The organism is Collinsella sp. CLA-AP-H1, from assembly GCF_040092945.1.
In the GTDB taxonomy this organism is placed as follows: domain Bacteria; phylum Actinomycetota; class Coriobacteriia; order Coriobacteriales; family Coriobacteriaceae; genus Collinsella.
Map to the genome: position 1 here is coordinate 50,849 of NZ_JBBNKO010000010.1, position 24,262 is coordinate 75,110.

Sequence of the window (24,262 nt, forward strand, 5' to 3'; positions counted from 1 at the left end):
AAAGAGCGGGGCTGGATTCAAGTCCAGCCCCGCTCTTTTGTAACGGCAGTTACATCAACCGGCTACGAGATATTGCCCAAGAACGCCTTGGTGCGCTCGCTCTTGGGGTGGTCGAAGACCTCGCTCGGCGTACCCTCTTCCACAATGACGCCTCCGTCCATAAAGACGACGCGGTCGGCGACATCGCGGGCAAAGCCCATCTCGTGCGTCACGACGATCATGGTCATACCGTCGTGTGCCAGGTCGCGCATGACGCCCAAGACGTCGCGCACGAGCTCAGGGTCGAGCGCCGAGGTGGCCTCGTCAAAGAGCATGACGTGCGGGTTCATCGACAGGGCGCGGGCGATGGCAACGCGCTGCTGCTGGCCGCCCGAGAGCTGGCTCGGCATAAAGTCGATACGCTCGGCAAGGCCGACCTTGGTCAGCTCCTCGATGGCAATCTTCTCGGCCTCTTCCTTGCTGCGCTTGAGCACCTTTTGCTGCGCAAGCATGACGTTCTTTTTGACCGACAGGTGCGGAAACAGGTTGAACTGCTGAAAGACCATGCCCAGGTGCGTGCGCACTTTGTTGAGGTCGACACCCTTGGCGCACACATCCACGCCCTCAACGATAATCGAGCCGCTCGTGGGATGCTCCAGACGATTGATGCAGCGAAGCATCGTCGACTTGCCCGAGCCCGAGGGGCCCAAGACCACAACGACCTCACCCTTGTGCACATCCAGATCTATGTCGCGCAGGACCACGTTGTCGCCAAAGGCCTTCTGGAGGTTCTTGATGCTGACGACGACCTCGTTCGAGTTATTGGTTTCGCTCATGATAGGACCTCCTTACAGACCGGCGATGTGATCGGCAGGCGTCGCGACAACCTGTCCGGCGCTCTTTGCGGGACGTTTCTTCTTGGTCTCGGCCGTGCCCAAAAGCCTCGCCTCAAGACCGCTCACCAAGCGAGCGAGCGGCAGGGTGATGACCAGATAGAACAGGGCGGCAACCACGTACGGTGTAATGGAGCCCGTCGTGGCCACGATGGTACGGGCGTTCATGACGATCTCGACCACACCCACGGCGGCAAGCAGCGACGTATCCTTGTAAAGCAAGATAAACTCGCTGGTCAGCGTAGGCAAAACATTGCGGAACGTCTGCGGAATCATAACGTAGAGCAGCGTCTGGAAGGCATTCATGCCCAGCGAACGCGCAGCCTCGTTCTGGCCCTTGGGGATCGACTGAATACCGGCGCGGAAGATCTCACACAAATAGGCAGACGAATTCATGGCCATGACGATGACGCCGAGCACGTAGTCATCAACCTTGACGCCGGCCAACGGCAGACCGAAGAACGCGATATAGATCTGCAGGAACGCCGGCGTACCACGGATGATATTCACATAGATGCCGGCAAGGCAACGAAGGATGCGCGACTTGGAAATGCGCATGAGCGATAGAGCGAAACCGAAGGGAATTGCCAGCGGAAACGCCACAAGCACGATCGAAAGCGACATGAGGAAGCCCTTGAAGACGATCGGCAGGCTTTGGACCAAAATGACCGGGTTCAAGAACAGGCGCAGGAACATATTGGAGTTCCAAGCCTCGACCCACGGCTGCTCCTTAAGATCGGCCAAGAAGTTATCGAAGGCCGTCACACCCTTGATCTCCACCGACGGAATCTTGGAGATCTTCTTGGTCGAGCCATCGGCCAAAGTGTAGGTGCCGCTAAAGGCCTCATCGCCGCCCTCGACGGGGAAGGTCACGCCGTAAACCTCGACACGGAAAAAGCCGCCGGCAGGCGCCGTCTCGCCAAAATCAATCTTGAGCGTCTGGCCGTCAGCCTTGCACGTGGGCTTCATGGGCGTACGATCCATGAGGTCCTCGCCCGAGAGCATCGTCAATCGCGTGTCATCGGTACCAAACGTCGTGCCGTCGACAAACGTCAGCGAAAGACCGCTCAGCTCCTCATCGGCATCGGCCTGGACCTCCCAGGTAATGCGCGTCTCGGTACCGCCGACCACAGCGCTGCCCGAACCGGTGTTGGGTCGGGCGGTAATCTTTGCGGTCTCAAGCGCCTGGGCGGTCGTGGGCGCATATGCCCCCACACACACCAGCGCGAGCGCCACAGCCATGACGCAGACTAGCTTTTGGAGCAAGGCGGGCAGTGGAAAACGCTGCTCCACGGCCCCTTTGTTCAGTCGAGACAAGGTGGCTCCTATCGTAGAAGTTGCCGGCAAAACGAGACGGAAATGCTCTCCGTCAAGAGAAGCGCAAAGGCCCTCTCCGCCAAAGCGGAAAGGGCCCGCGAGCAATCAAGTAGCTATTTTACTTGATGTTGTACTTAGCCATGAGGGCGTCAACGGTACCGTCGTCGGTCAGGTCCTTGATGGCCTGGTTGATGTCGTCCTTGAGCTTGGTGTTGCCCTGGTTGATGGCGATGGCGTACTCCTCGCCGGTGCTGATCTGCTTAATGGTCTGGCAGGTGTTGAACTGCTCGGCGGTCAGCTGGCTGGCAACGGAGCGGTTGGTGACTACGGCGTCGCCCTTATCGGACTGCAGGGCGCTGAAGCACTCGGTGGCGTCCTTGTAGGGGACAATCTTGGCCTTGGGGAAGTTCTCCTGGGCAAAGGACTCGGCGGTCGAGCCAGACTGGACGATGATGGTAGCATCGGCGTTGTTGAGCTTCTCGCTGTAGTTGTCGGCCGTGATGTCGGTGTTATCGACCTTGGTCACGATAGCCTGATCGTCCATGTAGTAGGAATCGGAGAAAGTGACTTCCTTCTCACGCTCGGGCGTGTCGGTGATAGCCGCGATGGAGACGTCATACTTGGCGCCCGAAGCGACGCCCGGAACCAGCGTGTCAAAGTCATTGTTGACATACTCGACATCCAGGCCCAGCTTGTCGCCGATAGCCTTGATGAGTTCAAGGTCAAAGCCCTGATAATCGCCGTTGTCATCCTTGTACTCAAACGGAGCGTACTCGGCAGAGGTGCCGACGGTCAGCGTACCGTCCTTGACGAGCGCGTACTCCTTGGAGCCGTCGACCTTCTCGACCTTAGCGTCGTCAGAGCTGCTGGAACCGGCATTAGAACCAGAGGTGGCGTTGGACGAGCCGCAGCCCGTCAGTGCGAGGGCGAGCGCCATGGCACCCGTGGCGGCAAATGCGCCAAGCTTCTTGAGCTTCATAATCAGTCTCCTTCCGGTGACCTCGTTTGATTCAGAGGCCTGCAAAAACTGTTGGCTATTATGCACCTGGAATTACGAATCTGCAATGAGAAAACTGATTGAAACAAACCCATAACGTGAATGGAATACTCTACTTTGTGACAGTCATTACTGCTGCAATGACCTTAATAATCTAATTTCAGCTGCATAACCTGCAAGTTCGTTCGGAGTCTCCAAAATAAACGGCAGCGAACACAAACGGCCATTCGATACAATATTCTGCATAACCTGCATACCGCCACCAAATTCCTCGCTGCCAAGGTATCCCTTGCCGATGCACTCGTGACGATCTTTATGGGCGCCACAAGGGTTCTTCGAATCGTTGATGTGTACGGCATGCAAGCGATCGATACCCACCACGCGGTCGAACTCGTCGAGTACGCCGTCCAGATCATGGATGATGTCGTAGCCGGCATCGCTCACATGACAAGTGTCTAGGCAAACGCCCAGCTTGGACGACAGCTCGGAGCGTTTGCCGGCAACACCCTCAATGATGAGCGCCAGTTCCTCAAAGCTGCGGCCCACCTCGGTACCCTTGCCGGCCATGGTCTCGAGCAGCACTGTCGTCTGCTGGCCCTCAAACATCACCTGGCACAGGGTGTCGACAATCATCTGAATGCCGGCGTCGGAGCCCTGCCCCACATGCGCACCGGGATGGAAGTTGTAGTAGTTGCCGGGCAGCGCCTCCATGCGCCGCAGGTCCTCTGCCATGGCCTCCAGGGCAAACTCGCGTGCCCGCTCTTTGGCTGAGCAGGGGTTATAGGTATACGGGGCATGAGCTACGAGCGGGCCAAAGTCGTTTTGTTCCATAAGCTCGCGCAGGGCCGCCACGTCATCCATGTCAAGGTCTTTCGCCTTGCCGCCGCGCGGGTTGCGCGTAAAGAATGCAAAGGTATTGGCGCCAATGGACAACGCCGTCTCCCCCATTGCCCGATAGCCCTTCGTCGTCGAAAGATGACACCCGATCGTCAGCATCTCCAGCTCCCCCTCATCAGTTGCGGTGAAATACGGTCTATTGGTGCCCTATTTTGGCGCAAACAGACCGTATTCCACCGCAAGTTATAAAAGGGGCATCAGGGACAAAGGCCTCCAGGCATTCCAAGCGCTGGTGCCATGCCCCACGCCCTAAAGTTTCAAACGAATCGCATCGATGATGTGCGCACAGCGCTGTGTGGCGGCTAGGGACATGATGGGGCTTTCGAGTTTCCCCGCCTGAATGAGCTGCGTCGCATGCTGGATTTCGCCGTAGAAATCATCGACCTCAAACGGGGCATTTATTTCGAGCGTGCGCCCGTCGGAGTACTTCACATGGGCGAGCTCGGGGCGATGGAGACGCTCGATTTCCAACGAGCCCCGCTCACAGGCAATCGTTAAGCGGCTTTCATATGTTGCTTTGCCGTCGCACACCATATGAATGGGTATACCGCCGACGCTCATACGGATCTCGTCGGCCCAATCGACGCGGCCGCCCGATACGTCACGCCAGCGAACTTCACGGGATGAAACCTCGCACGCGCCCGCGAGCAAATCCTCAAACCAACCGACCGCATAGCAGCCCATGTCATATAGACAGCCGCCCTGCAGCGGATCAAGCAGATAGCCCGAAGGAGGCTCGCCGTAATCGAGCTTTTGCACGCTTTCAATCGAGACGATACGGCCAAGCTCACCCGACGCAAGCAAGTCCTTCACGCGAGTGCGCATCGGGCAAAACCGATTCTTCATCGCCTCCATAAACAGCACGCCGCGCTCACGAGAGGTGGAGGCAATCGAGAGAGCCTCTTCCTCACTCAAAACGGCCGGCTTTTCGCACAGCACGGCCTTTCCGGCGCGCAGCGCGCGACAGGCCCAACGCGCATGCATGCAATGCGGAAGAGCCAAGTAGATTGCGTCGACATCGGGGTCGGCAATCAGCGCGTCATAAGCCGCATCGCCGTTATCGTCGACCGAGGCATGGCCATGCGCAGCATCGATCGAAAACGCTCGGCAAAATTCCTCGACATGTGCAGGAGTGCGGCCGGCCGCAGCCACCAGCCGTGCCCCGTCGACCTTCTTGAGCGACGAAGCAAATCGATGAGAAATGTGCCCAGCGCCCAAAATGCCCCAACGAACCTCACGCAAATCATCACATGAATCTCGATGACCCACGACAGCCCCCTTCAGTTGCGGTGGAATAGTTCCTGTTTGGTCCCTATTCTGCCGCAAACAGGAACTATTCCACCACAAGTTATAAAAGGGTCATGAGGAGCGTGTTTTGCCGAAGACTTTAAGCATGGCCGTTACGGGGCCCGGCTGGAAGCGTCGGCGCACGTCATCGAGACGCTCGGGGATATCGATATGCTGCGGGCAGTGGCGCGCGCATTTGCCGCACTTGACGCAATTGCTCACGAGCTTGGGCTCGCTCGTGCGCACCGCACTCGCCGTAAAGTACTGCGATAGACCCGTAAACCAGCTGTGCGCATAGCTCGCGTTGTAGGCGGCAAAGCAGCCGGGAATGTTGATACCCTTGGGACATGGCGTACAGTAGCCGCATCCCGTGCAGGGCACACGGTTCGATTTCTCAAACTCCATCAGCACGCGCGCAATCGTGTCGAGCTGGTTGGCAGTCATCGAATTCGGCAACGCAAGGTCTGCCAGTGACGAATTCTCGTCCACCTGCGCGGTATCGGTCATACCCGAAAGCAACATGGTCACCTGGGGATGATTCCACACCCACGAGAGCCCCCAAGCGGCAGGCGCATGCAAATGCCGATCGCATGCACCATCGAGAACAGCGCGCGCCCGCGGAGGCAATTTGCCTGCCAAGCGTCCGCCCAAAAGCGGCTCCATCACAAACACCGCGAGACCTCGCTCGGCGGCGGCCATGAGCCCCGCCGTTCCCGCCTGATATCGCTCTCCAGCGTAGTTGTACTGGATCTGGCAAAAGTCCCACTCATACGCATCGAGCATCGTAAGGAAGTCCGCCGCGCTGCCGTGGTACGAAAAGCCTATCTGACGAATACGCCCTGCAGCCTTTTGCTGCGCGATCCAGTCCTCGATGCCCAGCGCCACCACGCGCTCCCACTGCGCAGGCGAGGTGATGTTGTGCATAAGGTAATAGTCGATATGGTCGGTCTGCAGGCGGCGCAGCTGCTCGTCGAAAAACCGATCGAAATCCTCCGCGCATTTGCACGAAGCATGCGGCAGCTTGGTTGCGAGCAAAACCTGGTCGCGCAAGCCCAGGCGTTCAAGCGAAGCGCCCACGCAAGCCTCGTTGCCGGGATAGAGATAGGCCGTGTCCAGATAATTAATCCCCTGCTCCACCGCACGGGAGATGATGGCATCGGCCGTCTTCGCATCGGGGTGTCCCGGCGCACCGGGAAACCTCATGCAGCCCAGACCCAGAGCGGATATTCGGTTACCACTTTTGGGGTCAACACGGTATTGCACGGCCCCTCCCTTCGCCATCAGCGCCCCGGCAAGGCGAAACACAATGGTCACGCAGCCGAAACATCGTGGAATCGCAATCGAGAACGTATCGTAACGCAGCAGAAATCGAGCCGTCACGGCACCGCTTTAACATCAGCAAAAAGCCCGATGAAAGGAGCCGGGCATGACCACGCGCATGTCTTTGCGGTCTGCCCCGCGGCATAAGCGCACAGCGCAATAGTTTCTTTTTATAACAGCCGCCCCGCGCACCCACCAATCACCCTGGCAGCATACAATCCATCAGGCGCCCCCTTACGCGGGCGCCTTTTATATGGGGAGATGATTCACATGCAGATCAACAAGGTCACCTTTATCGGCAAGGGCGGCGTCGGCCTGCTCTACGGCAGCATGATTGCCAAGGCCCTCGGCAATGACGCCGTCCAATACGTTATGGATGACGCCCGTTTTGAGCGTCACGCGGGCGATGCGCTCACCGTCAACGGAAAGCCTTGCGATCTCACGTCCGTCCGTGCCAGCGAGGCAGCGCCCGCCGATCTGGTCATCCTGACGGTCAAGACCACCGGTCTCGACCAAGCACTCAAGACTATGGAGCGTGTCGTGGGGCCCAACACGCTCATCGCCTCGCTGTGCAACGGCATTACGAGCGAGCAAAAGATTGCCGAACGCTTTGGCTGGGAGCATACCGTTCTTGGTATCTGCCAGGGCATGGACGCCGTGTTCCTCAACGGCGCGCTCACCTTTACCAATGCGGGCGAAATCCGCTTTGGCGCGGCAGCGGGCACCAAGCCCGCAACCGTTACCGCCATCGACGAGCTCTATACGCGCTGCGGCATCGCCCATACCGTCGAGAGCGACATTGCGCACCGCATGTGGGCCAAACTCATGCTCAACGACGGCATCAACCAGACCTGCATGGCCTACGGCGGGACCTACGGAAGCGCCACGGAGCCGGGCTCCGAGCAGCGCCGCTGTTTTGTCTCCGCCATGCGCGAAACGCTTGCGGTCGCCAACGCCGAGGGCGTTGAACTGACCGAGGCAGACCTGACGCAAATGGTGCACCTCATCGAGGGAATCGACCCCGCCGGTATGCCCTCGATGGCTCAAGACCGCATCGCAAGGCGCAAAACCGAGGTTGATGAGTTCGCGGGCACCATCTGCCGCCTCGCAGCCAAACACGATATCCAGGCACCGCAAAACGAATGGCTCTATCGACGCATTCGCGATATCGAGAAAAGTTGGTAGCGCCGACGCGCCGCATTCAACAGCCTTAACAGCAAAGCCGCCGCAAGGAGCACTCCCCTTACGGCGGCCTTCATCTTCGTCTATGACCGGCGGCCGATCTCACAACAGTTAGCGTTGCGACCCCGGCACCTCGTCCTCATCGTCGCGGCAAAGAACCACGCCTGCGCTTCCCAGCAGCGTGGCCGCGATCAGCGCGCCGACCACGATAGGAGCAGCCCCGCATGTCCCCTGCATGCCCGCGACGAGCGCGGCCGTGGGACCAAGGCAGCCAAGCATCAACGCGACGGCGGCAACGGCAATATCTCGAGCATTCACAAGACCACTTCCTCCAAGAGAAAGACCTTATTTCTCAAGAACCAGTGTGCCCCGCATCCATACGCCCAGCGTACCGCCACGGTAAGGGCTCTGTTAACTCAAACGCATACATAGAACGGACGTCCTTACGTTGCCCTAAAGCTCGGTAAAGACGCCCGTCCGCCAAATATCCGTGATGCAGAAAAATTACCAACCGGTGTAGTAATCGGTGGTTCCGGCAGCACAGCCGGAGTCATAGACCTTGCAATCACCCTTGGAGCCCGTAAAGGTCGAGCCCTGGGCCATATCGCCCGCGGCAACAACGTAATAGCCGTCGGAATCGCGCCAGAAGCCCTCAGAATCCTGAGTCCATTCGCCCGTGCGATAGTGATAAAGCACATTGCTGCTGTAATAGGTCTCGCGGCGACCGTTGTAGTTATTGACACCCATAGAGCGCGTCAGGCCCGATCCGTTCGCGTAGGACGCGGCAGACGCGTAGGACGGAGTGTAACCGGCGTTGTAGTACGAAGCCCGGGCGGCCTCGGCAGCCTCCGCCTCGGTGGCAGCAACCTCGAGCGCTTCGCGCTTGGCATCCTCAAGTGCAGTGCGCAGCTCATCGAGCTCGGTCGACTTCGCGTCGACCTCCTCCATCGTCAAAAGACTGCCCGCACCGTCGATACAACTCTGCAGTACAGCGCGCTCGTCATCGGTGGCATAGTCACCGTACATGTTCATGATGATCTGAGCACGCATCTCAAGGGAATCGCGCTTGACCTCCATCGAGGCGTTCCACTCCTGCATGGAGCCAAAGCCGTCGCTGCGATAGTCGACAGGCTGCACCAGCGTCGCCTCGGACGGCGTGGATCCAACCGTGTCGGACAGTGTTGCCGCGTGGGCATCAGTTGCACCGGCGCCCGCCAAAAGTGCCACGGTCAGAGCGGCGGAAAGGGCGGCGGCTTTCGGTTTTCGTGAATCGATCCTCATGTAGCTGGAAACCTCCGTAGTGCGTTTTTGCTGCGTTTGAGCTGCGTATGATTCGATCGCGCTGCATAGTACCCCGAGCAAATCGCGACCTGCGGTTTTACTCAAAAGGCGCACGTCAATTGCGTAAAACTCACATCCTCTCAACAGGAGTTTTCCACAACTCGAATGCATAAAGCATGTCAAAAACCCTGTTTTTGCGCCCTCTCTATGCAAAAAAGACGCCTGTGCAACCATTGTTCGCACAGGCGTCTTGAGCAGGCATTTTATGCAGTTATACCTATCGAGTCGCAAGGGGTCCTTGCACAAGTCGCCTTACTCGTCCAGCGCGGCGAAGGCCTGCTTCAGATCCCAAATGATATCCTCGGCGTTCTCGGTACCGATGGAAAGACGGATCGTGGAGGGCGTGATGTTCTGCTCGGCGAGCTCCTCGGCAGAGAGCTGCGAGTGCGTGGTAGTAGCCGGGTGCACGACGAGCGACTTGACGTCGGCCACGTTGGCGAGCAGTGAGAAGACCTGCAGATGATCGATGAACTTCCAAGCTGCCTCCTGGCCACCCTTAATCTCAAAGGTAAAGATCGAGGCACCACCGTTGGGGAAGTACTTCTGATAGAGCTCGTGATCGGGGTGCTCAGACAGACTCGGGTGGTTCACCTTGGCAACGTGGCTGTCACCAACCAGGAACTCAACGACCTTCTTGGTGTTCTCGACATGACGGTCAACGCGCAGCGACAGAGTCTCGGTGCCCTGGAGCAGGACCCAGGCGTTGAACGGGCTGATGCAGGCGCCCTCGTCACGCAGCAAGATAGCGCGGACATAGGTCGCGAAGGCGGCGGGACCGGCAGCCTCGGCAAACGAGACGCCATGGTAGGAGGGGTTGGGCTCGGCGATCTGCGCATACTTGCCACTCGCCTTCCAATCGAAGTTACCGCCGTCGACGATCACACCGCCCAGCGAGGTGCCGTGGCCGCCGATGAACTTGGTTGCGGAGTGGACGACGGTGTTGGCACCATGCTCCAGCGGACGGAACAGATACGGGGTGCCGAAGGTGTTGTCGACGACAACCGGCAGACCGTGCTTCTTGGCGATCTCGGAGATGGCGTCGATGTTGGGGATGTCGGAGTTGGGGTTGCCGAGCGTCTCGAGATAGATGACCGTGGTGTTGTCCTTGATGGCACCCTCGACCTCTTCCAGGTTATGGGCATCGACAAACGTGGTCTCGACGCCAAACTGGGAGAGCGTATGCTCCAGCAGGTTGTAGGAGCCACCGTAGATGGTCTTCTGAGCCACCACGTGGTCACCGGCCTGGGCAAGAGCCTGCAGGGTATAGGTGATGGCAGCAGCGCCGGAGGCGACGGCAAGACCTGCCACGCCACCCTCGAGGGCGGCGATACGGTCCTCAAAGACGCCCTGGGTGGAGTTGGTCAGACGGCCGTAGATGTTACCGGCGTCGGCAAGGCCAAAGCGGTCGGCGGCGTGCTGGGAGTTGCGGAACACATAGCTCGTGGTCTGGTAGATAGGCACGGCACGGGAGTCGGATGCAGGATCGGCACTCTCCTGGCCAACGTGAAGCTGCAGGGTGTCGAAACCAAAGGTGTGCTCGGGGTTGTTGATGAACTGGCTCATGATGATCTCCTTGATCGAACAAAAGTAATAAGAGTAAGAGAAGTAAGTCGCTGTCTCCTGATCACGCCGACGGGCGCAAACAGGAGCCCGGCATTCGTCTTGGTAAGCAATTCATATGCGGGCCTCCTTTCGCATCCCGGTTCCGTGGTCGGCTTAATTACCTACCGCCTTTGTGTGTTTTGAATAGTACGAGCATCGTCTCCCCGGGTCAATCACTTAAAAGCGCTAACCTGTTATCGGTTTTGTAGATAACACTCGAAAGGATGGGCGCCGATGACCCTCCAGCAGCTTCGCTTTTTGATCGCCGTTGCAGAGTCCGGTTCGATCAACGCCGCAGCCCAGCGCCTCTATACGGCACAGTCCAATATCTCCAATGCCGTCAAAAGCCTAGAGCAGGAACTTCATATCGAAATCTTTACGCGCTCTAGCCGCGGTGTTGCACTCACCAACGACGGCACCGAGCTTTTGGGTTATGCACGTCAGGTCGTAGAGCAGGCCGACATGCTCGAGGCCCGCTACGAGGACGGCGGTACACCTCAGGCCCGCCTTGCCATCTCGGCCCAACACTACGCGTTTTCGGTCGAGGCCTTTGTCAACGTCGTCGAGCGCTGCCGCGACAGCAAGTTCGAGTTCATCATGCGCGAGACCACCACAGCGCAGATCATCGACGACGTGCGCGCGTTTCGCAGTGACATCGGCATCCTCTATCTGGACGACTTTAATACCCGTGTCTTGCAGAAGGCCTTTACCGATGCCCGAGCAAGCTTCCATCACCTCTTTGATGCAAAGGTCCACGTGTTCGTAAGTGAGCGCCACCCGCTTGCCCGCCGCCCGCAGCTGTCCCTTGCCGACCTTACGCCCTATACGCGCTACAGCTTTGAGCAGGGAACCTCAAACTCCTTCTATTACGCCGAGGAGCCGTTTAGCTACATCCCCTGCGATCGCAACATTCGAGTCTCTGACCGCGGCACGCTCACCAACCTGCTGATCACCTCGAACGGCTACACGCTCTCCACCGGCGTGCTCTCAAACGAAATGCAATGGGGCATGGCATCGATTCCGCTGGCAGATGCCCCGACGATGCACGTAGGCTATATCATGCACGATGAACGCAAGGCCTCTCCCCTGTTGCAGCAATACCTCGACGAGCTCGACCGCATCATCCAAGAAAACCAGCCATCAGAGGACGGGGTAGATATGGTAGATTGCTAGCCCTCGGCGAACGCGGCGCTACAATGGTCACTCACACGAAACGTACCCAACGAAAGGAACCATGTGAAGGTCATCATCTATACCGACGGCTCGGCCCGATCAAATCCGGGACGCGGCGGATACGGTGCCGTGCTCAAATACACCAACCCCGCCGGCAAGACCTTCACCTCCGAGCTTTCGCGCGGTTACGCCAAGACCACCAACAACCGCATGGAGCTCATGGCGGTCATCGTGGCGCTCGAGGCACTCAACCGCCCCTGCGACGTCGAAGTCCATTCCGATTCGCAGTACGTCGTCAACGCCTTCAACAAGCACTGGATTGACGGATGGAAAAAACGCGGCTGGAAGACTGCCAACAAGCAGCCTGTCAAGAACCGCGATCTGTGGGAGCGCCTGCTCACCGCAAAGAGCAAGCACAAGGTTGAGTTCATCTGGGTTAAGGGGCATGCCGGTCACGAGCTCAACGAGCGCTGCGACGAGCTTGCCACCACGGCGGCCGACGGCAGCAACCTCGATATCGACACCGGCTTTAACGAGAGCGACCTGTAATAGCGTTTTCGCGCAGCTTTATATCCCCACGCGCTACACTCATCCTGTAGACCAAACAACGCAAGGGGGACGTATGCTGCGCATCGCGACTATCGGCACATCCATGATCACCGACGACTTTATCCAGGTCGTCAACGCCAACGACCAAGCCGCGTTTGTGGGCACGCTCTCGCGCGACGCAGATCGCGGCGCCGCCTTCACCGCTAAGCACGGCGGCGAGCGTAACTTCACCGCACTTGACGAGCTTGCGTCCGCCGACGACGTCGACGCCGTCTACATCGGCAGCCCTAACGCACTTCACTACGAGCAGGCCCTTGTCTGCATCGCCGGTGGCAAGCACGTCATCGTCGAGAAGCCCTTCTGCGCCACCGAGGCGCAGGCGCTGGAAGTCTTCCGCGCTGCCGAGGCAGCGGGCGTCGTAGCCCTCGAGGCCATGCGTCCGCTCCATGACCCCGCTTTCCACGCCATCGAGGACGCCCTGGGCGAGATTGCGCCCATCCGCCGCGCCTCATTGCGCTTTGGCAAGTATTCCTCGCGCTACAACGAGATTCTCGCGGGACGCGCCACCAATATCTTCGACTGCAATATGGCATCGGGTTCCCTCATGGACATTGGCGTCTACACCGTCGAGCCCATGGTCGAGATTTTCGGCATGCCCTCCGGCCTTACGAGCATGGCTACTCTGCTCGACCCCACCACGCGACAGCTCACGCACGGCCCCATCGATGGCTGCGGTTCCATCCTCGCCAGCTACGGCGGAGGCCGCATCTCCGTCGAGCTCGCGCACTCCAAAATTACGAATGACCTGCTGCCCTCGCAGATCGAAGGCGAGCGTGGCACTATCCAGATCGACCATCTGTCCACGCCCCGCAACGTCCGCATCGACTATCGCGGCGATGTCGTACGCGGCTCGGCGACCGAGGCACCGCGCGAACAGGGCGACAACGGCCGCGTGCTCGACCTGCCCAAATCGAGCAACACTATGGAATACGAACTCACAGACTTTATCACCGCCATCGGCGGCATCAATAACGTTAAGGAAGAGATTTGGGAGACCCCGGCAGGACGCCACGAGCTTGGCCACTACCGCGATGTCACGCTCGTCTCACTGCGCATCATGGATGCCGTGCGCCAGCAGGCCGGCATTACCTTCCCGGCCGACGCAGGCAAGCAGGCATAGCGATGGGCCTCTTCGATACGTTCTTCTCCAGCGTCACCGGCGGCAGTCGAGAGCCTCAAAAACCGTCAAACGTCGAGCTCGAGCTGCGCCGCAGGCTTACCGTGCTTGCAAGCGACGAGGCCACTCAAGACACTCCCCTGCGTTATTTCCTGCGCTGGGCGGGGCAAGTCCAAGGCGTTGGTTTTCGCTTTACCAACACCAACCTCGCGCAGGCACGCGCACTCACCGGCTGGGTGCGTAACATGGAAGACGGCTCAGTCGAGATGGAGATACAGGGAGCTCCGGCAGACATCCTATCTCATCTCGAGGCACTTCATGCCTCCTACGAGCGCATGGGAACGCGTTTTCGCCTTGTAGATGCCCAGGCCCGAGCCCCACTTGCCAATGAAGACGGTTTCAGTCCTCATTATTAGTATTGTGTGCTAAATACGGTATCATTTACCTACGACCGTTGATAGAAAAGAGGCGAGGCGCATGGCGGTGCAAAGAAGGAATACCAAGCAGCGAAAGCTGGTTCTTGACGCCGTGCGCCAAAGCTACAACCATCCCACCGCCGACGAAATCTACAACGTCGTGCGCGCGCAGGATGACAAAATCAGCCGCGGTACGGTCTACCGCAACCTCAATCTCTTGGCCGATGCCGGGGAGATTCTCTCGATCAAGACGCCGGGCGGCAGCCGCTTCGATCGCACCGTCGAGCCGCATGCGCATATTATCTGCACCTCGTGCAACCGCGTCATCGATGTGCCGCTCCCCTTCGACGCCCGGCTCGATGCCAAGGCGTCCGAGCAAATCGGTTGGAACGTCACCTCGCACTACACCATCTTCGAGGGCCTCTGCCCCAACTGTAGGTAGATTTTGGGACATGCCTACTCGGCAAGCAGGCGACGCAGTTCTTCTTCGACCGTGTGCACATAGCGGACGCGGTCATTAATGCCGCGCATGCTGGGATTGCAGCTTTCCATCAGATAGGGATGGCCCACCACGTTGAGCATGTCGCGGTCGTTTTCGTTATCGCCAAACGCCATCATCTCATCGGGCGAAATTCCCAGGGCACGACCGTAATCGGCAAGCGCGGACCCCTTGCCCGAATCAAAGCCGATAAAGTCGGTCCATTCGGTTCCCGACGTCATCACATCGACCCGGTCGCTAAAGCGACGCACAAAATACTCCAGCGCCGCCGGCTGCTCTGTCTCGGGCGTTTGAAACGCAATCTTAATGACATCCTCGTCAATGTCCTCGGGACGGTCGACCACCGCCACATCGCAATGGACCTCGTAACGCAAATGGTCGACGAACGCATCGTTGTCGCTTATGGTGTAGAGGTGCCCCTCGCAGGAAAGGGTTACATCGGCATGGGGGTAGGCGACTACGGCATTCGCGATATCCATCGCCAGGTCACGCCCCATAGAGCGCTTGACAACGGCACGCCCCTCGCTCATGACCAGGGCGCCGTTTTCGCACACATAGGCAAGCTCGTCTGCCACCGGGGCAAACAGGTAGCGCAAACTCGCATATTGACGGCCACTCGCCGGCATAAACACAATGCCGCGACGGTGCAGCTCGTCGATGAGCTCAAATGCCTCGGGGCGTGGCTCGCGCTCCCCCGGATGCAGCAACGTGCCATCCAAATCGCAGGCGATCAGCTTGATTCCCTCAAGACCCATATGTTCCCCCAAAGCATCCCATCAACAGCAAGACGGACTTTGAATAGTTGCCTCTCAAAGTCCGTCTTACGCATACGCACGTTAGCCGCGCGCCTTCTTTACGATCGTAAAGTCTGGAGCCATACTCACAACAACATCCGCCGCGCTCGATGCAAAGCGTCGACTGGCATCGAGCTCGCGTGTGACCACCGAGAGCCGAACGCCCTCGATGCCCCGGAGCATGCGACCCAAAACCGGTTGCACCGGCGTATACATGCGCACGGTATGCTCGTCCGAGTCACCCCGGAAGAGCGGCGCGTGCATATTGCCGATCTCCCAGCACGCATGCGCGAGCGCAATCGGATCCATGCGGTCGACTTCGACCAAATAGACCTCGGCACTGCGCAGGCGCACGACAACCACTACGGACACCGTGCCCGTGCGGTCGATAGCGAGCACGTCGCCGTCGGCAAGGCGTTCGCCATCAGCGGCATCCAGCCGGACATTCACCGTGCGCCCCAGCTCCGTCACGCCCACAAACGTGCGCGTATCAGCCTGGTCCCAATCGAGTAGCAGCTCGTCAACCTCAAAAATGCCACCCATCTCCCGACGAAGCAGGAGTTCATAGGACGGGTCGTTGAGATTTCCCAAGCATGTCGTCGAAACCAAGCGTTCAGGCATACTCTAACCCTCGACCTCGACGAGCTCGATATCAAAGTTGAGATCCTTGCCGGCGAGCTCGTGATTGGCATCGAGCGTCACGGCCTCGGGCGTCACGTCGATGACGACGGCGGGGACAGGCATGCCGCTCGGCGTGGACAGGAAGAGCTTCATGCCCTTCTCGATCTGCTCGATGTTGGGAACCTGCTCGGCCGGGAAGGTGATAACCATCTCGGGATTGTGCTCACCGTAGGCATCGGCCGCAGGAATGTGTACGGACTTCTTCTCGCCCACCTGCATATCGATAACGGCGGCGTCGAAGCCCTTGATCATCTGACCGGCACCGCAGGTGAACTCCAGCGGCTCGCCGCGATCGTAGGAGCTATCGAACTGCGTGCCGTCGTCGAGCGTGCCACGATAATGGGTCTTGACCTTCTTGCCCTGGTTGGACATGGTAACCTCCGTAATAAGGGCGGCGCACAACGCGGGCCGCCGTGAACATATGGCGCTAACTATACCCTAGTCATACAATTCAAAGACAGTTTGCAAAGAAACGCTGCAACCGGAGGAACCATGGCATATCCCGTATTTGACTTACATTGCGACACTGCCGACCGCATCGGCTGGACCACGCTCGATCTCGACCTGCGCTTTACCGCGGGCACCGACGGCTATTTCCCCGGCGACGAGACGCATCCGCAGGATTTCGACCTTATCGAGGGCAACGCCTGCGCCATCTCGCTCGCAAAGATCGGCAAAACTCCTTGGGCACAGTGCTTCGCCACGTTTGTCCCCGACGAGATTCCCACCGCCCACGCCGCGCGCTTCCAGGCGCAAATCATGGCGCATATGAGCGGCCAGGCCATGCTCAACCACGACCGCATGGTCAATGTGCGCAGCGCCGCAGACATTCGCCCCGCGCTCAAAGACGGCAAGGTCGCCTGCATCCACACCATCGAAAACGCCACGTTCTTTGCCGAGGACCCCGCGCTGATCGAGGTACTCAAGAGCCTGGGCGTACTCATGTCATCGCTCAGCTGGAACGCGCAGGGACCGCTCGCGAGCGGCCACGACACCCACGCCGGCCTCACCGCCGCTGGCATCGAGGCGCTTACGCAGATGGAGCACGCCGGCATGGTGCTCGACGTCTCCCACCTCAACGATGAGTGCTTTGACGAGGTTGTCGCCCACGCCACGCGCCCCTTCGTCGCCAGCCACTCCAACTCCCGTGCGGTTTGCGGCGTCAAACGCAACCTCACCGACGACCAGTTCCGCACCATTCGCGACATGGGCGGCATCGTCGGCCTCAACTACTGCAGCGAGTTCCTTTCCAACGACGCAACCGACAAGACCGCCGCAAACGTCACCTTCGACCAGCTGGCGGCACATATCGAGCATTGGCTCGACCTGGGCGGCGAAAATGTCATCGCGCTCGGCGGCGACTGGGACGGCGCCACGGTACCCGCTTTCCTCTCCGATGCCAGCATGATGCCCGAGTTCCAGAACATGCTCTCCAAGCACTTTGGCAAGACCGTGATGCAAAAGCTCTGCAGCGACAACGCGCTTGCCTTCTTTGAGCGTTATTAATTTCACATCCCTTGAGCGGGCCGGCATGTCAAGCGATCGACATGCCGGCCCATCCCCAATCTGAAGGATCACTTTTGACGCAGCAGTTTACGATTTCCGTATCCCGACCGGATGGCACATCCATCCCCGTCGTCGTTACCAAAAAGCGCGTCAAGAACTTCAACCTACGCGTCACATCGAGCGGTGAGGTCCACGCCAGCGCACCGCTCGGCGCCAGCCGCGAGCGTATCGAAGCGTTTGTGAAGCGCAACAGCGCCTGGATTATCGGCAGACTTGCCCAGCGCGAGCAACGTCAGGCGACGGCGAGAGAGCCGCTCAGTCCCTCGTCCATCATTGCACTTTGGGGCAAGCCCATCACGGTACAGGATGCGCTCGACCACAACTTTGCATCACCCGCACCGCGACCCAAGCAGGCTACCTTCGCAAGTTTTATGGGTACCGATGAGCCAAGTGGGCGCACGCAGGCAAAGCAGCTCACGGCTCTCGACGGCCTAACGTCCGATGAGCTCCAAGCCCACATCGACCAGCTCTATATGTCCGAGGTCACATCAGCGCTGCGCGATATGGTGCACGCATACGAAATCGCAATGGGTGTCACCGTTTCCCGCGTTTCCGTACGCAGCATGAAAACGCGCTGGGGCTCGTGCACGCCCAAAACCGGTGCCATTCGCATCGCACGCGAACTTGCCGCCTACCCCGTCGAATGCCTCGACATGGTTGTCGCCCACGAGCTCGTCCACTTGCTCGAGCCAAGCCACAATCAGCGGTTCCACGCCCTCCTCGACACGTACTGCCCCAACAACAGAGCTCTGTCGCAGCGGCTCAAAAAACCGCCCATAGAGACGTATTAGAACCGGTTAGCGCACGCGCTCGATCTCGACGCCGCAGCTTGCCAGGGGAAGACCGACGGGCGCCCAAGGCTTATCGAGCTTAACACGCACGCCAAGCAGCAAGGGGTAACGACGTAGTAGCATCGAGGCCACACCCTCGGCCGCGGCCTCGATGAGCTTAAACGTATGCTCGCGCAGATAGCCGTCGACATCGTGGCACACCGAGCCGTAATCAATCGAGGCATCCAGGTTATCGTGCTCCCCTGCCGCGCGCAGGTCGGCATAGAGCACCAAGGACACGACAAACTTCTGCCCCAGGGCGTTCTCCTCGGGATACACGCCGTGGTTGGCAAAGACCTCGAGACCGTCGATAGTAATGCGGTCGGCATGGCGCAGGTCGTCATAGCTCACATGAGGCACTGCCGTTGCGGTGGAAATCTCGCCCCTGCCACGACGGGCGAGCTCGGCGCCCTCGGTCTTGGTTGCATTCTCAGGTAGCTTTTTGTTAGTCATCGCGATCGTCTCCTTCGTTCAGAACCCCGACCGCGCATACCGACTACACGCGAATCGACAGGTTCTTTTTATCATCGCTCCAGTTGCAGGCATTGCGCGCAGGGCATGCAAAGCAGGCGCGCGACGCTTTGTCGGCTGCATAAAGCAGACGCTCAAGCGGCTGGCTGTTCACGCGCAGCTTTCGATGACCCAGAATGGCCGTCTTAATGGCTGCGGCATCTGCCGGCTCAAACGCCACGTCTTCGGGCATGCCGCCGAGAATCGCATCAGCGACGCGTTCGCTTGCAACATCATGGGATATACCCGATTCATACTGTTCATCTTTGCCGATATCGTGAAGAAGTGCCGTGGCATAGATGACCTCGCGGTCAAATTCGAGTTGCTCCTCAAGATTCTTGATCCACATAATGCGCGCGACATCCAGCAGATGGTCAATACCGTGGCGGCAAAAGATGCGCCCCGATTCCAACTGCGCAATGTTGCCCAGATGCCGCCGGAACAGCCCGTTGGCACAGATGTAGTCAATGCGAGGCATGGCACCAAAGGGGGTCAGGCCCGAAGCCATAAAGCCACGACGCGGCGTTCCCTCATCGGTCTTCGATGCAAAGTCGTTGACGACCCTCATGGTTAGCGGCCCAGCATCCTAAAGAATCGCTCCTCGAGCGACGGATCAGTCTCAAAGACACCGCGACGAGCAAGCGTTACGGTCTTGGTGCCGGGCTTTTGCACGCCGCGCATGGTCATGCACATATGCTCAGCTTCCATCATCACAATCGCTCCTTGGGGAGCAAGATATTCCATGAGGGCATCAGCAACCTGTGCACACAGCTTCTCCTGCAGCTGCAGGCGACGGGCATAGACCTCAACCGTGCGAGCGAGCTTAGAGAGTCCGGCAACGCGACCGTTAGGGATATAGCCGATCGCAGCCTTGCCGTAAAACGGCAGCAGATGGTGTTCGCACAGCGAGTAAAACGTAATGTCGCGCTCGACAACCAAATCGTTCGAAGCGACGGCAAAGGTTTTGGACAGGTGCTCCTCGGCGCTCTGGTCCATGCCGCCGGCAATCTCACCATACATGCGGGCGACGCGCGCCGGCGTCTCCAGCAGGCCCTCACGAGTTGGGTCCTCGCCCATGCCCTCAAGCAACAGCCTTATGGCGGCCTCGACTTTTTCCTGATTGACCATCTGGGCCTCACTTTTCCGATTTTGCGTTCGCGCTATGGTACCACGCCCTCCGACATCGGCCGCAAGCTACATAGTATGGGTCGAATAGACCGGATCGTCCCGCCAAAGCTCCACAGCATCGCAAAGCGCAACGCCCTCACGCGCGGCACGAGCGCGCGTGGCGTTCATGTCGATCACCCGCTGATTACTCGAACCCCTAAAGCGCAACGAGATATCGTACAGGTCTTGAACAAACGGGCCGTCCACCAGCATGTCGAGGCAGGCAAGGATACGGTCCGTCACCTCGGTATGGTGACAACCGCCCGGCATAAGCTCCTCGAGCACGTCGCCGGTAAAGCACCAAATGGTCTTCCCCGACTCCACAGGATAGGCAGCACGCACGCGTTCGATAAATTCAACGAGACCCGCCTGATTCTCGGGCTCCATCGGCTCCCCGCCCAGAATCGTCAGTCCATCAATAAAGGGATGGTCGAGACTCTCGATAATCTTATCCTCGACGGCGCGATCGAATGGCTCGCCCGCGGCAAAGTCCCACGCGACGGAGTTAAAGCAGTTCTTGCACCCACGACGGCACCCACTCACAAACAGAGAAGTACGAACACCTTCCCCATCAGCAATGTCGAAATACTTAATGTTCGCGTAGTTCATAGATAACTCTCCCGGGAGGCCGGGACATATCATCCCGTCCTCAAACATTCTCGGCCTGCGGCCTGCGAAACTGCGGGCGGGACGATATGTCCCGGCCTCATGCAAAGGGTAACTCAATGAACGAAGCGAACATCGAGTATAGGGTTCGAGGTCTAATAAAAACTTTGTTGCAGCTCAACCGTCATCACAAGCAAAGCGTTGTTGCAAGTCAACTCATTTCCGCTAAGAACTTCGAGGGGTGAGCAGGCCGCATACTGCATCTCAGCTACGTCAACTTGGCCGCCCCGTAGCGAGGCCCCGGACCTTTGCTCGATATGAGTTCCGCACGAACAGGAGGCGCCAGTGGCGCCTCCGTCGTGAGCCAGGACTGTCCGAAATAGCGAGTAAAGGTCCGGGGCCTCGCTACGGGGCGGCCTGGGATGGTTATTAGAGATGCAGCACGCGGTCGCGGATCTCCTCGGTTCGACCCTGGTTCCAGAATTGGGTACCGATGTAGCCGCACGTACGACGGGCGACGTTCATCTTCTCCTGATCGCGGTTGCCGCAGTTGGGGCACTCCCACACCAGCTTGCCGTCATCTTCGACAATCTTAATCTCACCGTCGTAGCCGCACACCTGGCAGTAATCGCTCTTGGTGTTGAGCTCGGCGTACATGATGTTGTCGTAGATGTACTGCATCACGCGAATGACAGCCTTGAGGTTGTCCTGCATGTTGGGAACCTCGACGTAGGAGATGGCACCGCCCGGCGAAAGCTGCTGGAACATGCCCTCGAACTTGAGTTTGTCGAATGCGTCGATCTCCTCGGACACGTGGACGTGATAGCTGTTAGTAATATAGCCCTTGTCCGTCACGCCCGGAATAATGCCAAAACGGCGCTGCAGGCACTTGGCGAACTTGTACGTCGTCGACTCCAACGGCGTGCCGTACAGCGAGAAATCGATGTCGCTCGCGGCTTTCCACTCCGCACACTTGTCGTTCATGTGCTGCATGACCGCCATGGCAAAGGGCGTGCCCTCCTTCTCGGTGTGGCTGTGGCCCGTCATGTACTTGACGCACTCATACAGACCGGCATAACCCAGACTAATGGTGGAGTAACCGCCCACGAGCAGCTTGTCGATCGTCTCGCCCTTCTTAAGGCGCGCCAGGGCACCGTACTGCCAAAGAATCGGCGCGGCATCCGAAAGCGTGCCCATCAGGCGCTCATGACGGCACAGCAGGGCACGGTGGCACAGCTCAAGGCGCTCGTCGAAGATCTTCCAGAACTTGTCCATGTCCTGATGCGAGCTCAGCGCGACATCGGGCAGGTTAATGGTCACAACACCCTGGTTAAAGCGGCCGTAGTACTTGGGCTTGTTCGGATCATAATTGAGCGCGTTGGCCACGTTGTTAAAGCCGTTGCCCGAGCGATCGGGCGTCAGGAAGCTGCGGCAACCCATGCAGGTGTAGCAATCGCCGTTGCCCGCGGTCTCGCCCTTCGACAGCTTAAGCTCGCGCATCTTCTTCTCGGAGATGTAGTCGGGCACCATGCGCTTGGCGGTGCACTTCGCAGCCAGCTGAGTCAGGTAGAAGTACGGGGAATCCTCGTAAACGTTATCGTCCTCGAGCACATAGATAAGCTTGGGGAACGCCGGAGTGATCCACACGCCAGCCTCGTTCTTAACGCCCTCATAGCGCTGGCGAAGCGTCTCCTCCACAATCATGGCAAGGTCATGCTTCTCCTGGGGCGTACGGGCCTCGTTGAGATACATGAAGACCGTCACGAACGGTGCCTGGCCGTTCGTGGTCATAAGCGTCACGACCTGATACTGAATCGTCTGGACACCGCGGCGGATCTCGTCGCGCAGACGATCCTCCACGACCTCGCGGACCTTTTCGGGAGATGCGGAAACGCCGAGCTCCTCAAGCTCGCGAGCAACCTCGCCGCGAATCTTTTGACGGCTCACCTCGACGAACGGGGCGAGATGAGTCAGCGAAATCGACTGGCCGCCGTACTGGGAGGAAGCAACCTGGGCGATGATCTGCGTCGCGATGTTGCAGGCCGTCGAGAAGCTGTGCGGCTTCTCAATCAGCGTACCCGAGATAACAGTACCGTTCTGGAGCATATCCTCCAGGTTCACCAGGTCGCAGTTATGCATGTGCTGGGCAAAGTAGTCCGAATCGTGGAAGTGAATCAGGCCCTCGTTGTGAGCATCCACGATCTCCTGGGGCAGCAGCACGCGCTGCGTCAGGTCCTTGGAAATCTCGCCGGCCATGTAGTCGCGCTGAACGGAGTTGACGGTCGGGTTCTTGTTAGAGTTCTCCTGCTTAACCTCTTCGTTGTTGCATTCGATCAGCGACAGGATCTTGTCGTCGGTCGTGTTCTTTTGGCGCTTTAGGCTCTGAACATAGCGATAGATGATGTAGTGGCGAGCGACCTCGTAGCAATCGAGACGCATAATCTCGTCCTCGACCAAATCCTGGATCTCCTCGACCGATACGGTGTGACCGGCCTTCTCACATGCCTCGGCGACGTTTTGTGCCGCATAGATCACCTGGCGGTCGGTAAGGCGAGAGCCTTCCTCGACCTCCAAGTTTGCGGCGCGAATCGCATTGACGATCTTATCGATGTCAAAGGTAACCTCGGTGCCGCTGCGCTTGATGATCTTCATCCTCTTGCCTCTTTCGCATCGTAGCCTCATTGCGCTTCAGAGCCAAACGATGCCTGGCAGGGCTTACCCTGTCTTGCGGCGCCGTCGCGCAATCTGTGTTTTCGATAACCATAGACCCTCATGCGGACAATCCTCGCAGCCGATCAAGGGGCTCAAAGATCCATCCAAATGGGGCGAATAAGGTTCTCGCTCTCTGTCCATCATCTATCATACGACAAAGAGGCATCTATATCCTGTATTCATTTTTTAAGTTAAACACAACATATAGTGTTTCAGCAGGTAAAAGTAATTAGTCAATTTGCAGACGCATTAAAAATGAAGGCCTCTTGGTAGGCTGCTAAAACGTTATCAACTCGACTACCTGCGCGGCAGTTTTGAAACCCCCTCAACCGAGTCGCCGCCAAATAGCACCAAAATCAAGCCGCTCGCGCTAAAAGAATCCAAAAGTTTGTCCTTGACCAACATGTTGCGGTCGTGCCTTGCCGAGCCTCATGCAACCGCGGCACGAATCCTTGAAAGATATGTGTATGCAAGCGGAGAAGATGAGAGTTTCCTCGGATGACTACTGAGAAGCATCCCGGAAGATCAAAAAACTCGAAATTTGGTGACGTATTTGGCAACCAAAACAAAACAGCCCAGAGACTTAGTCTCTGAGCTGCGAACATTTGGTGGGCGTTAGAAGATTTGAACTTCTGACCTCTTCCGTGTCAGGGAAGCGCTCTCCCCCTGAGCTAAACGCCCAAATGGAGCGGACAACGGGGCTCGAACCCGCGACCCCAACCTTGGCAAGGTTGTGCTCTACCAACTGAGCCATGTCCGCCTGCGAG

25 protein-coding genes and 2 tRNA genes are annotated in these 24,262 nt (G+C 58.5%); 8 read left to right on the plus strand and 19 right to left on the minus strand.

Annotated elements, in window-relative coordinates; all coding sequences use genetic code 11:
- Positions 1 to 62: 62 nt before the first annotated feature.
- The 6 genes from AAAV44_RS06755 to AAAV44_RS06780 form a co-directional block, all read right to left on the minus strand.
- Entirely contained in the window at positions 63 to 815 is a 753-nt protein-coding gene (locus AAAV44_RS06755) for an amino acid ABC transporter ATP-binding protein (RefSeq protein ID WP_342996639.1), read from the minus strand.
- Between the two features lie 12 nt (positions 816 to 827).
- Positions 828 to 2,189, minus strand: a complete 1,362-nt coding sequence (locus AAAV44_RS06760) for an ABC transporter permease subunit (protein WP_349090823.1) — start codon at positions 2,187 to 2,189, stop codon at positions 828 to 830.
- 118 nt (positions 2,190 to 2,307) lie between these two features.
- Positions 2,308 to 3,168, minus strand: coding sequence for an ABC transporter substrate-binding protein (locus AAAV44_RS06765; RefSeq protein WP_152067906.1), 861 nt, complete (start codon positions 3,166 to 3,168; stop codon positions 2,308 to 2,310).
- A gap of 147 nt (positions 3,169 to 3,315) precedes the next feature.
- Complete coding sequence (locus tag AAAV44_RS06770; RefSeq protein WP_349115113.1) at positions 3,316 to 4,182, minus strand: deoxyribonuclease IV; 867 nt, start codon at positions 4,180 to 4,182, stop codon at positions 3,316 to 3,318.
- A 150-nt stretch (positions 4,183 to 4,332) separates the two neighbouring features.
- The gene (locus AAAV44_RS06775) at positions 4,333 to 5,352 is read right to left on the minus strand and encodes a Gfo/Idh/MocA family oxidoreductase (RefSeq protein ID WP_349115114.1); all 1,020 of its coding nucleotides are present in this window, start codon (positions 5,350 to 5,352) and stop codon (positions 4,333 to 4,335) included.
- 90 nt (positions 5,353 to 5,442) lie between these two features.
- Positions 5,443 to 6,633 carry an aldo/keto reductase gene (locus AAAV44_RS06780; RefSeq protein WP_349115115.1) on the minus strand — a complete coding sequence of 397 codons (1,191 nt, stop codon included), beginning with the start codon at positions 6,631 to 6,633 and terminating at the stop codon, positions 5,443 to 5,445.
- Between the two features lie 327 nt (positions 6,634 to 6,960).
- Here AAAV44_RS06780 and AAAV44_RS06785 point away from each other — a divergent pair, with 327 nt between their 5' ends.
- Positions 6,961 to 7,875: a ketopantoate reductase family protein gene (locus tag AAAV44_RS06785; protein WP_349115116.1), complete on the plus strand. Its 915-nt coding sequence runs from the start codon at positions 6,961 to 6,963 to the stop codon at positions 7,873 to 7,875.
- A 108-nt stretch (positions 7,876 to 7,983) separates the two neighbouring features.
- Here the strand turns inward: AAAV44_RS06785 and AAAV44_RS06790 are convergent, their stop codons facing one another.
- The 3 genes from AAAV44_RS06790 to AAAV44_RS06800 all read right to left on the minus strand — a co-directional run bounded on the left by AAAV44_RS06790 (position 7,984) and on the right by AAAV44_RS06800 (position 10,776).
- Entirely contained in the window at positions 7,984 to 8,190 is a 207-nt protein-coding gene (locus tag AAAV44_RS06790; RefSeq protein WP_238022794.1) for a hypothetical protein, read from the minus strand.
- A gap of 186 nt (positions 8,191 to 8,376) precedes the next feature.
- Complete coding sequence (locus tag AAAV44_RS06795; RefSeq protein WP_349115117.1) at positions 8,377 to 9,153, minus strand: hypothetical protein; 777 nt, start codon at positions 9,151 to 9,153, stop codon at positions 8,377 to 8,379.
- Positions 9,154 to 9,465: 312 nt separating this feature from the next.
- On the minus strand, positions 9,466 to 10,776 hold the full coding sequence (locus AAAV44_RS06800) for an O-acetylhomoserine aminocarboxypropyltransferase/cysteine synthase family protein (protein WP_349115119.1): 1,311 nt from the start codon (positions 10,774 to 10,776) through the stop codon (positions 9,466 to 9,468).
- Between the two features lie 273 nt (positions 10,777 to 11,049).
- On the opposite strand from AAAV44_RS06800, the gene AAAV44_RS06805 reads away from it, so the two are divergent.
- The 5 genes from AAAV44_RS06805 (at position 11,050) to AAAV44_RS06825 (ending at position 14,572) form a co-directional block, all read left to right on the plus strand.
- A complete protein-coding gene (locus AAAV44_RS06805) occupies positions 11,050 to 11,988 on the plus strand; it encodes a LysR family transcriptional regulator (protein ID WP_349115120.1) in 939 nt (312 codons plus the stop codon).
- Between the two features lie 63 nt (positions 11,989 to 12,051).
- Positions 12,052 to 12,537, plus strand: a complete 486-nt coding sequence (gene rnhA, locus AAAV44_RS06810) for a ribonuclease HI (RefSeq protein ID WP_117800865.1) — start codon at positions 12,052 to 12,054, stop codon at positions 12,535 to 12,537.
- A gap of 73 nt (positions 12,538 to 12,610) precedes the next feature.
- Entirely contained in the window at positions 12,611 to 13,717 is a 1,107-nt protein-coding gene (locus AAAV44_RS06815) for a Gfo/Idh/MocA family oxidoreductase (protein WP_349115122.1), read from the plus strand.
- Between the two features lie 2 nt (positions 13,718 to 13,719).
- Positions 13,720 to 14,130 (plus strand): acylphosphatase, encoded by a 411-nt coding sequence (locus AAAV44_RS06820; protein ID WP_022094408.1) that lies wholly within the window; start codon positions 13,720 to 13,722, stop codon positions 14,128 to 14,130.
- A 61-nt stretch (positions 14,131 to 14,191) separates the two neighbouring features.
- Positions 14,192 to 14,572, plus strand: coding sequence for a transcriptional repressor (locus tag AAAV44_RS06825; protein WP_349115124.1), 381 nt, complete (start codon positions 14,192 to 14,194; stop codon positions 14,570 to 14,572).
- 14 nt (positions 14,573 to 14,586) lie between these two features.
- Here AAAV44_RS06825 and AAAV44_RS06830 read toward each other — a convergent pair whose 3' ends face one another.
- The 3 genes from AAAV44_RS06830 to AAAV44_RS06840 all read right to left on the minus strand — a co-directional run bounded on the left by AAAV44_RS06830 (position 14,587) and on the right by AAAV44_RS06840 (position 16,476).
- A complete protein-coding gene (locus AAAV44_RS06830; RefSeq protein ID WP_349115126.1) occupies positions 14,587 to 15,384 on the minus strand; it encodes an HAD family hydrolase in 798 nt (265 codons plus the stop codon).
- Positions 15,385 to 15,465: 81 nt separating this feature from the next.
- Entirely contained in the window at positions 15,466 to 16,044 is a 579-nt protein-coding gene (locus AAAV44_RS06835; protein ID WP_349115127.1) for a hypothetical protein, read from the minus strand.
- A gap of 3 nt (positions 16,045 to 16,047) precedes the next feature.
- Positions 16,048 to 16,476, minus strand: a complete 429-nt coding sequence (locus tag AAAV44_RS06840; RefSeq protein ID WP_349115129.1) for a peptidylprolyl isomerase — start codon at positions 16,474 to 16,476, stop codon at positions 16,048 to 16,050.
- Between the two features lie 120 nt (positions 16,477 to 16,596).
- Between AAAV44_RS06840 and AAAV44_RS06845 the strand changes: the two genes are divergently transcribed.
- Both AAAV44_RS06845 and AAAV44_RS06850 read left to right on the plus strand, forming a co-directional pair.
- Positions 16,597 to 17,610, plus strand: a complete 1,014-nt coding sequence (locus tag AAAV44_RS06845) for a membrane dipeptidase (RefSeq protein ID WP_349115130.1) — start codon at positions 16,597 to 16,599, stop codon at positions 17,608 to 17,610.
- Positions 17,611 to 17,684: 74 nt separating this feature from the next.
- Positions 17,685 to 18,461, plus strand: a complete 777-nt coding sequence (locus AAAV44_RS06850; RefSeq protein WP_343001059.1) for a SprT family zinc-dependent metalloprotease — start codon at positions 17,685 to 17,687, stop codon at positions 18,459 to 18,461.
- A gap of 6 nt (positions 18,462 to 18,467) precedes the next feature.
- On the opposite strand, the gene folB is transcribed toward AAAV44_RS06850, so the two are convergent.
- The 7 genes from folB to AAAV44_RS06885 form a co-directional block, all read right to left on the minus strand.
- Positions 18,468 to 18,953, minus strand: coding sequence for a dihydroneopterin aldolase (gene folB / locus AAAV44_RS06855; protein WP_349115131.1), 486 nt, complete (start codon positions 18,951 to 18,953; stop codon positions 18,468 to 18,470).
- Positions 18,954 to 18,996: 43 nt separating this feature from the next.
- Positions 18,997 to 19,578 (minus strand): HD domain-containing protein, encoded by a 582-nt coding sequence (locus tag AAAV44_RS06860; protein WP_343001061.1) that lies wholly within the window; start codon positions 19,576 to 19,578, stop codon positions 18,997 to 18,999.
- Positions 19,579 to 19,580: 2 nt separating this feature from the next.
- The gene (gene folE, locus AAAV44_RS06865; RefSeq protein WP_349115132.1) at positions 19,581 to 20,138 is read right to left on the minus strand and encodes a GTP cyclohydrolase I FolE; all 558 of its coding nucleotides are present in this window, start codon (positions 20,136 to 20,138) and stop codon (positions 19,581 to 19,583) included.
- A 66-nt stretch (positions 20,139 to 20,204) separates the two neighbouring features.
- Entirely contained in the window at positions 20,205 to 20,786 is a 582-nt protein-coding gene (gene nrdG / locus AAAV44_RS06870; RefSeq protein ID WP_349115133.1) for an anaerobic ribonucleoside-triphosphate reductase activating protein, read from the minus strand.
- A gap of 426 nt (positions 20,787 to 21,212) precedes the next feature.
- Positions 21,213 to 23,435 (minus strand): anaerobic ribonucleoside-triphosphate reductase, encoded by a 2,223-nt coding sequence (gene nrdD / locus AAAV44_RS06875; protein ID WP_343001063.1) that lies wholly within the window; start codon positions 23,433 to 23,435, stop codon positions 21,213 to 21,215.
- Between the two features lie 666 nt (positions 23,436 to 24,101).
- Positions 24,102 to 24,176 (minus strand) — tRNA-Val (locus AAAV44_RS06880).
- A 3-nt stretch (positions 24,177 to 24,179) separates the two neighbouring features.
- Positions 24,180 to 24,255, minus strand: a tRNA-Gly gene (locus AAAV44_RS06885).
- Positions 24,256 to 24,262: the final 7 nt, after the last annotated feature.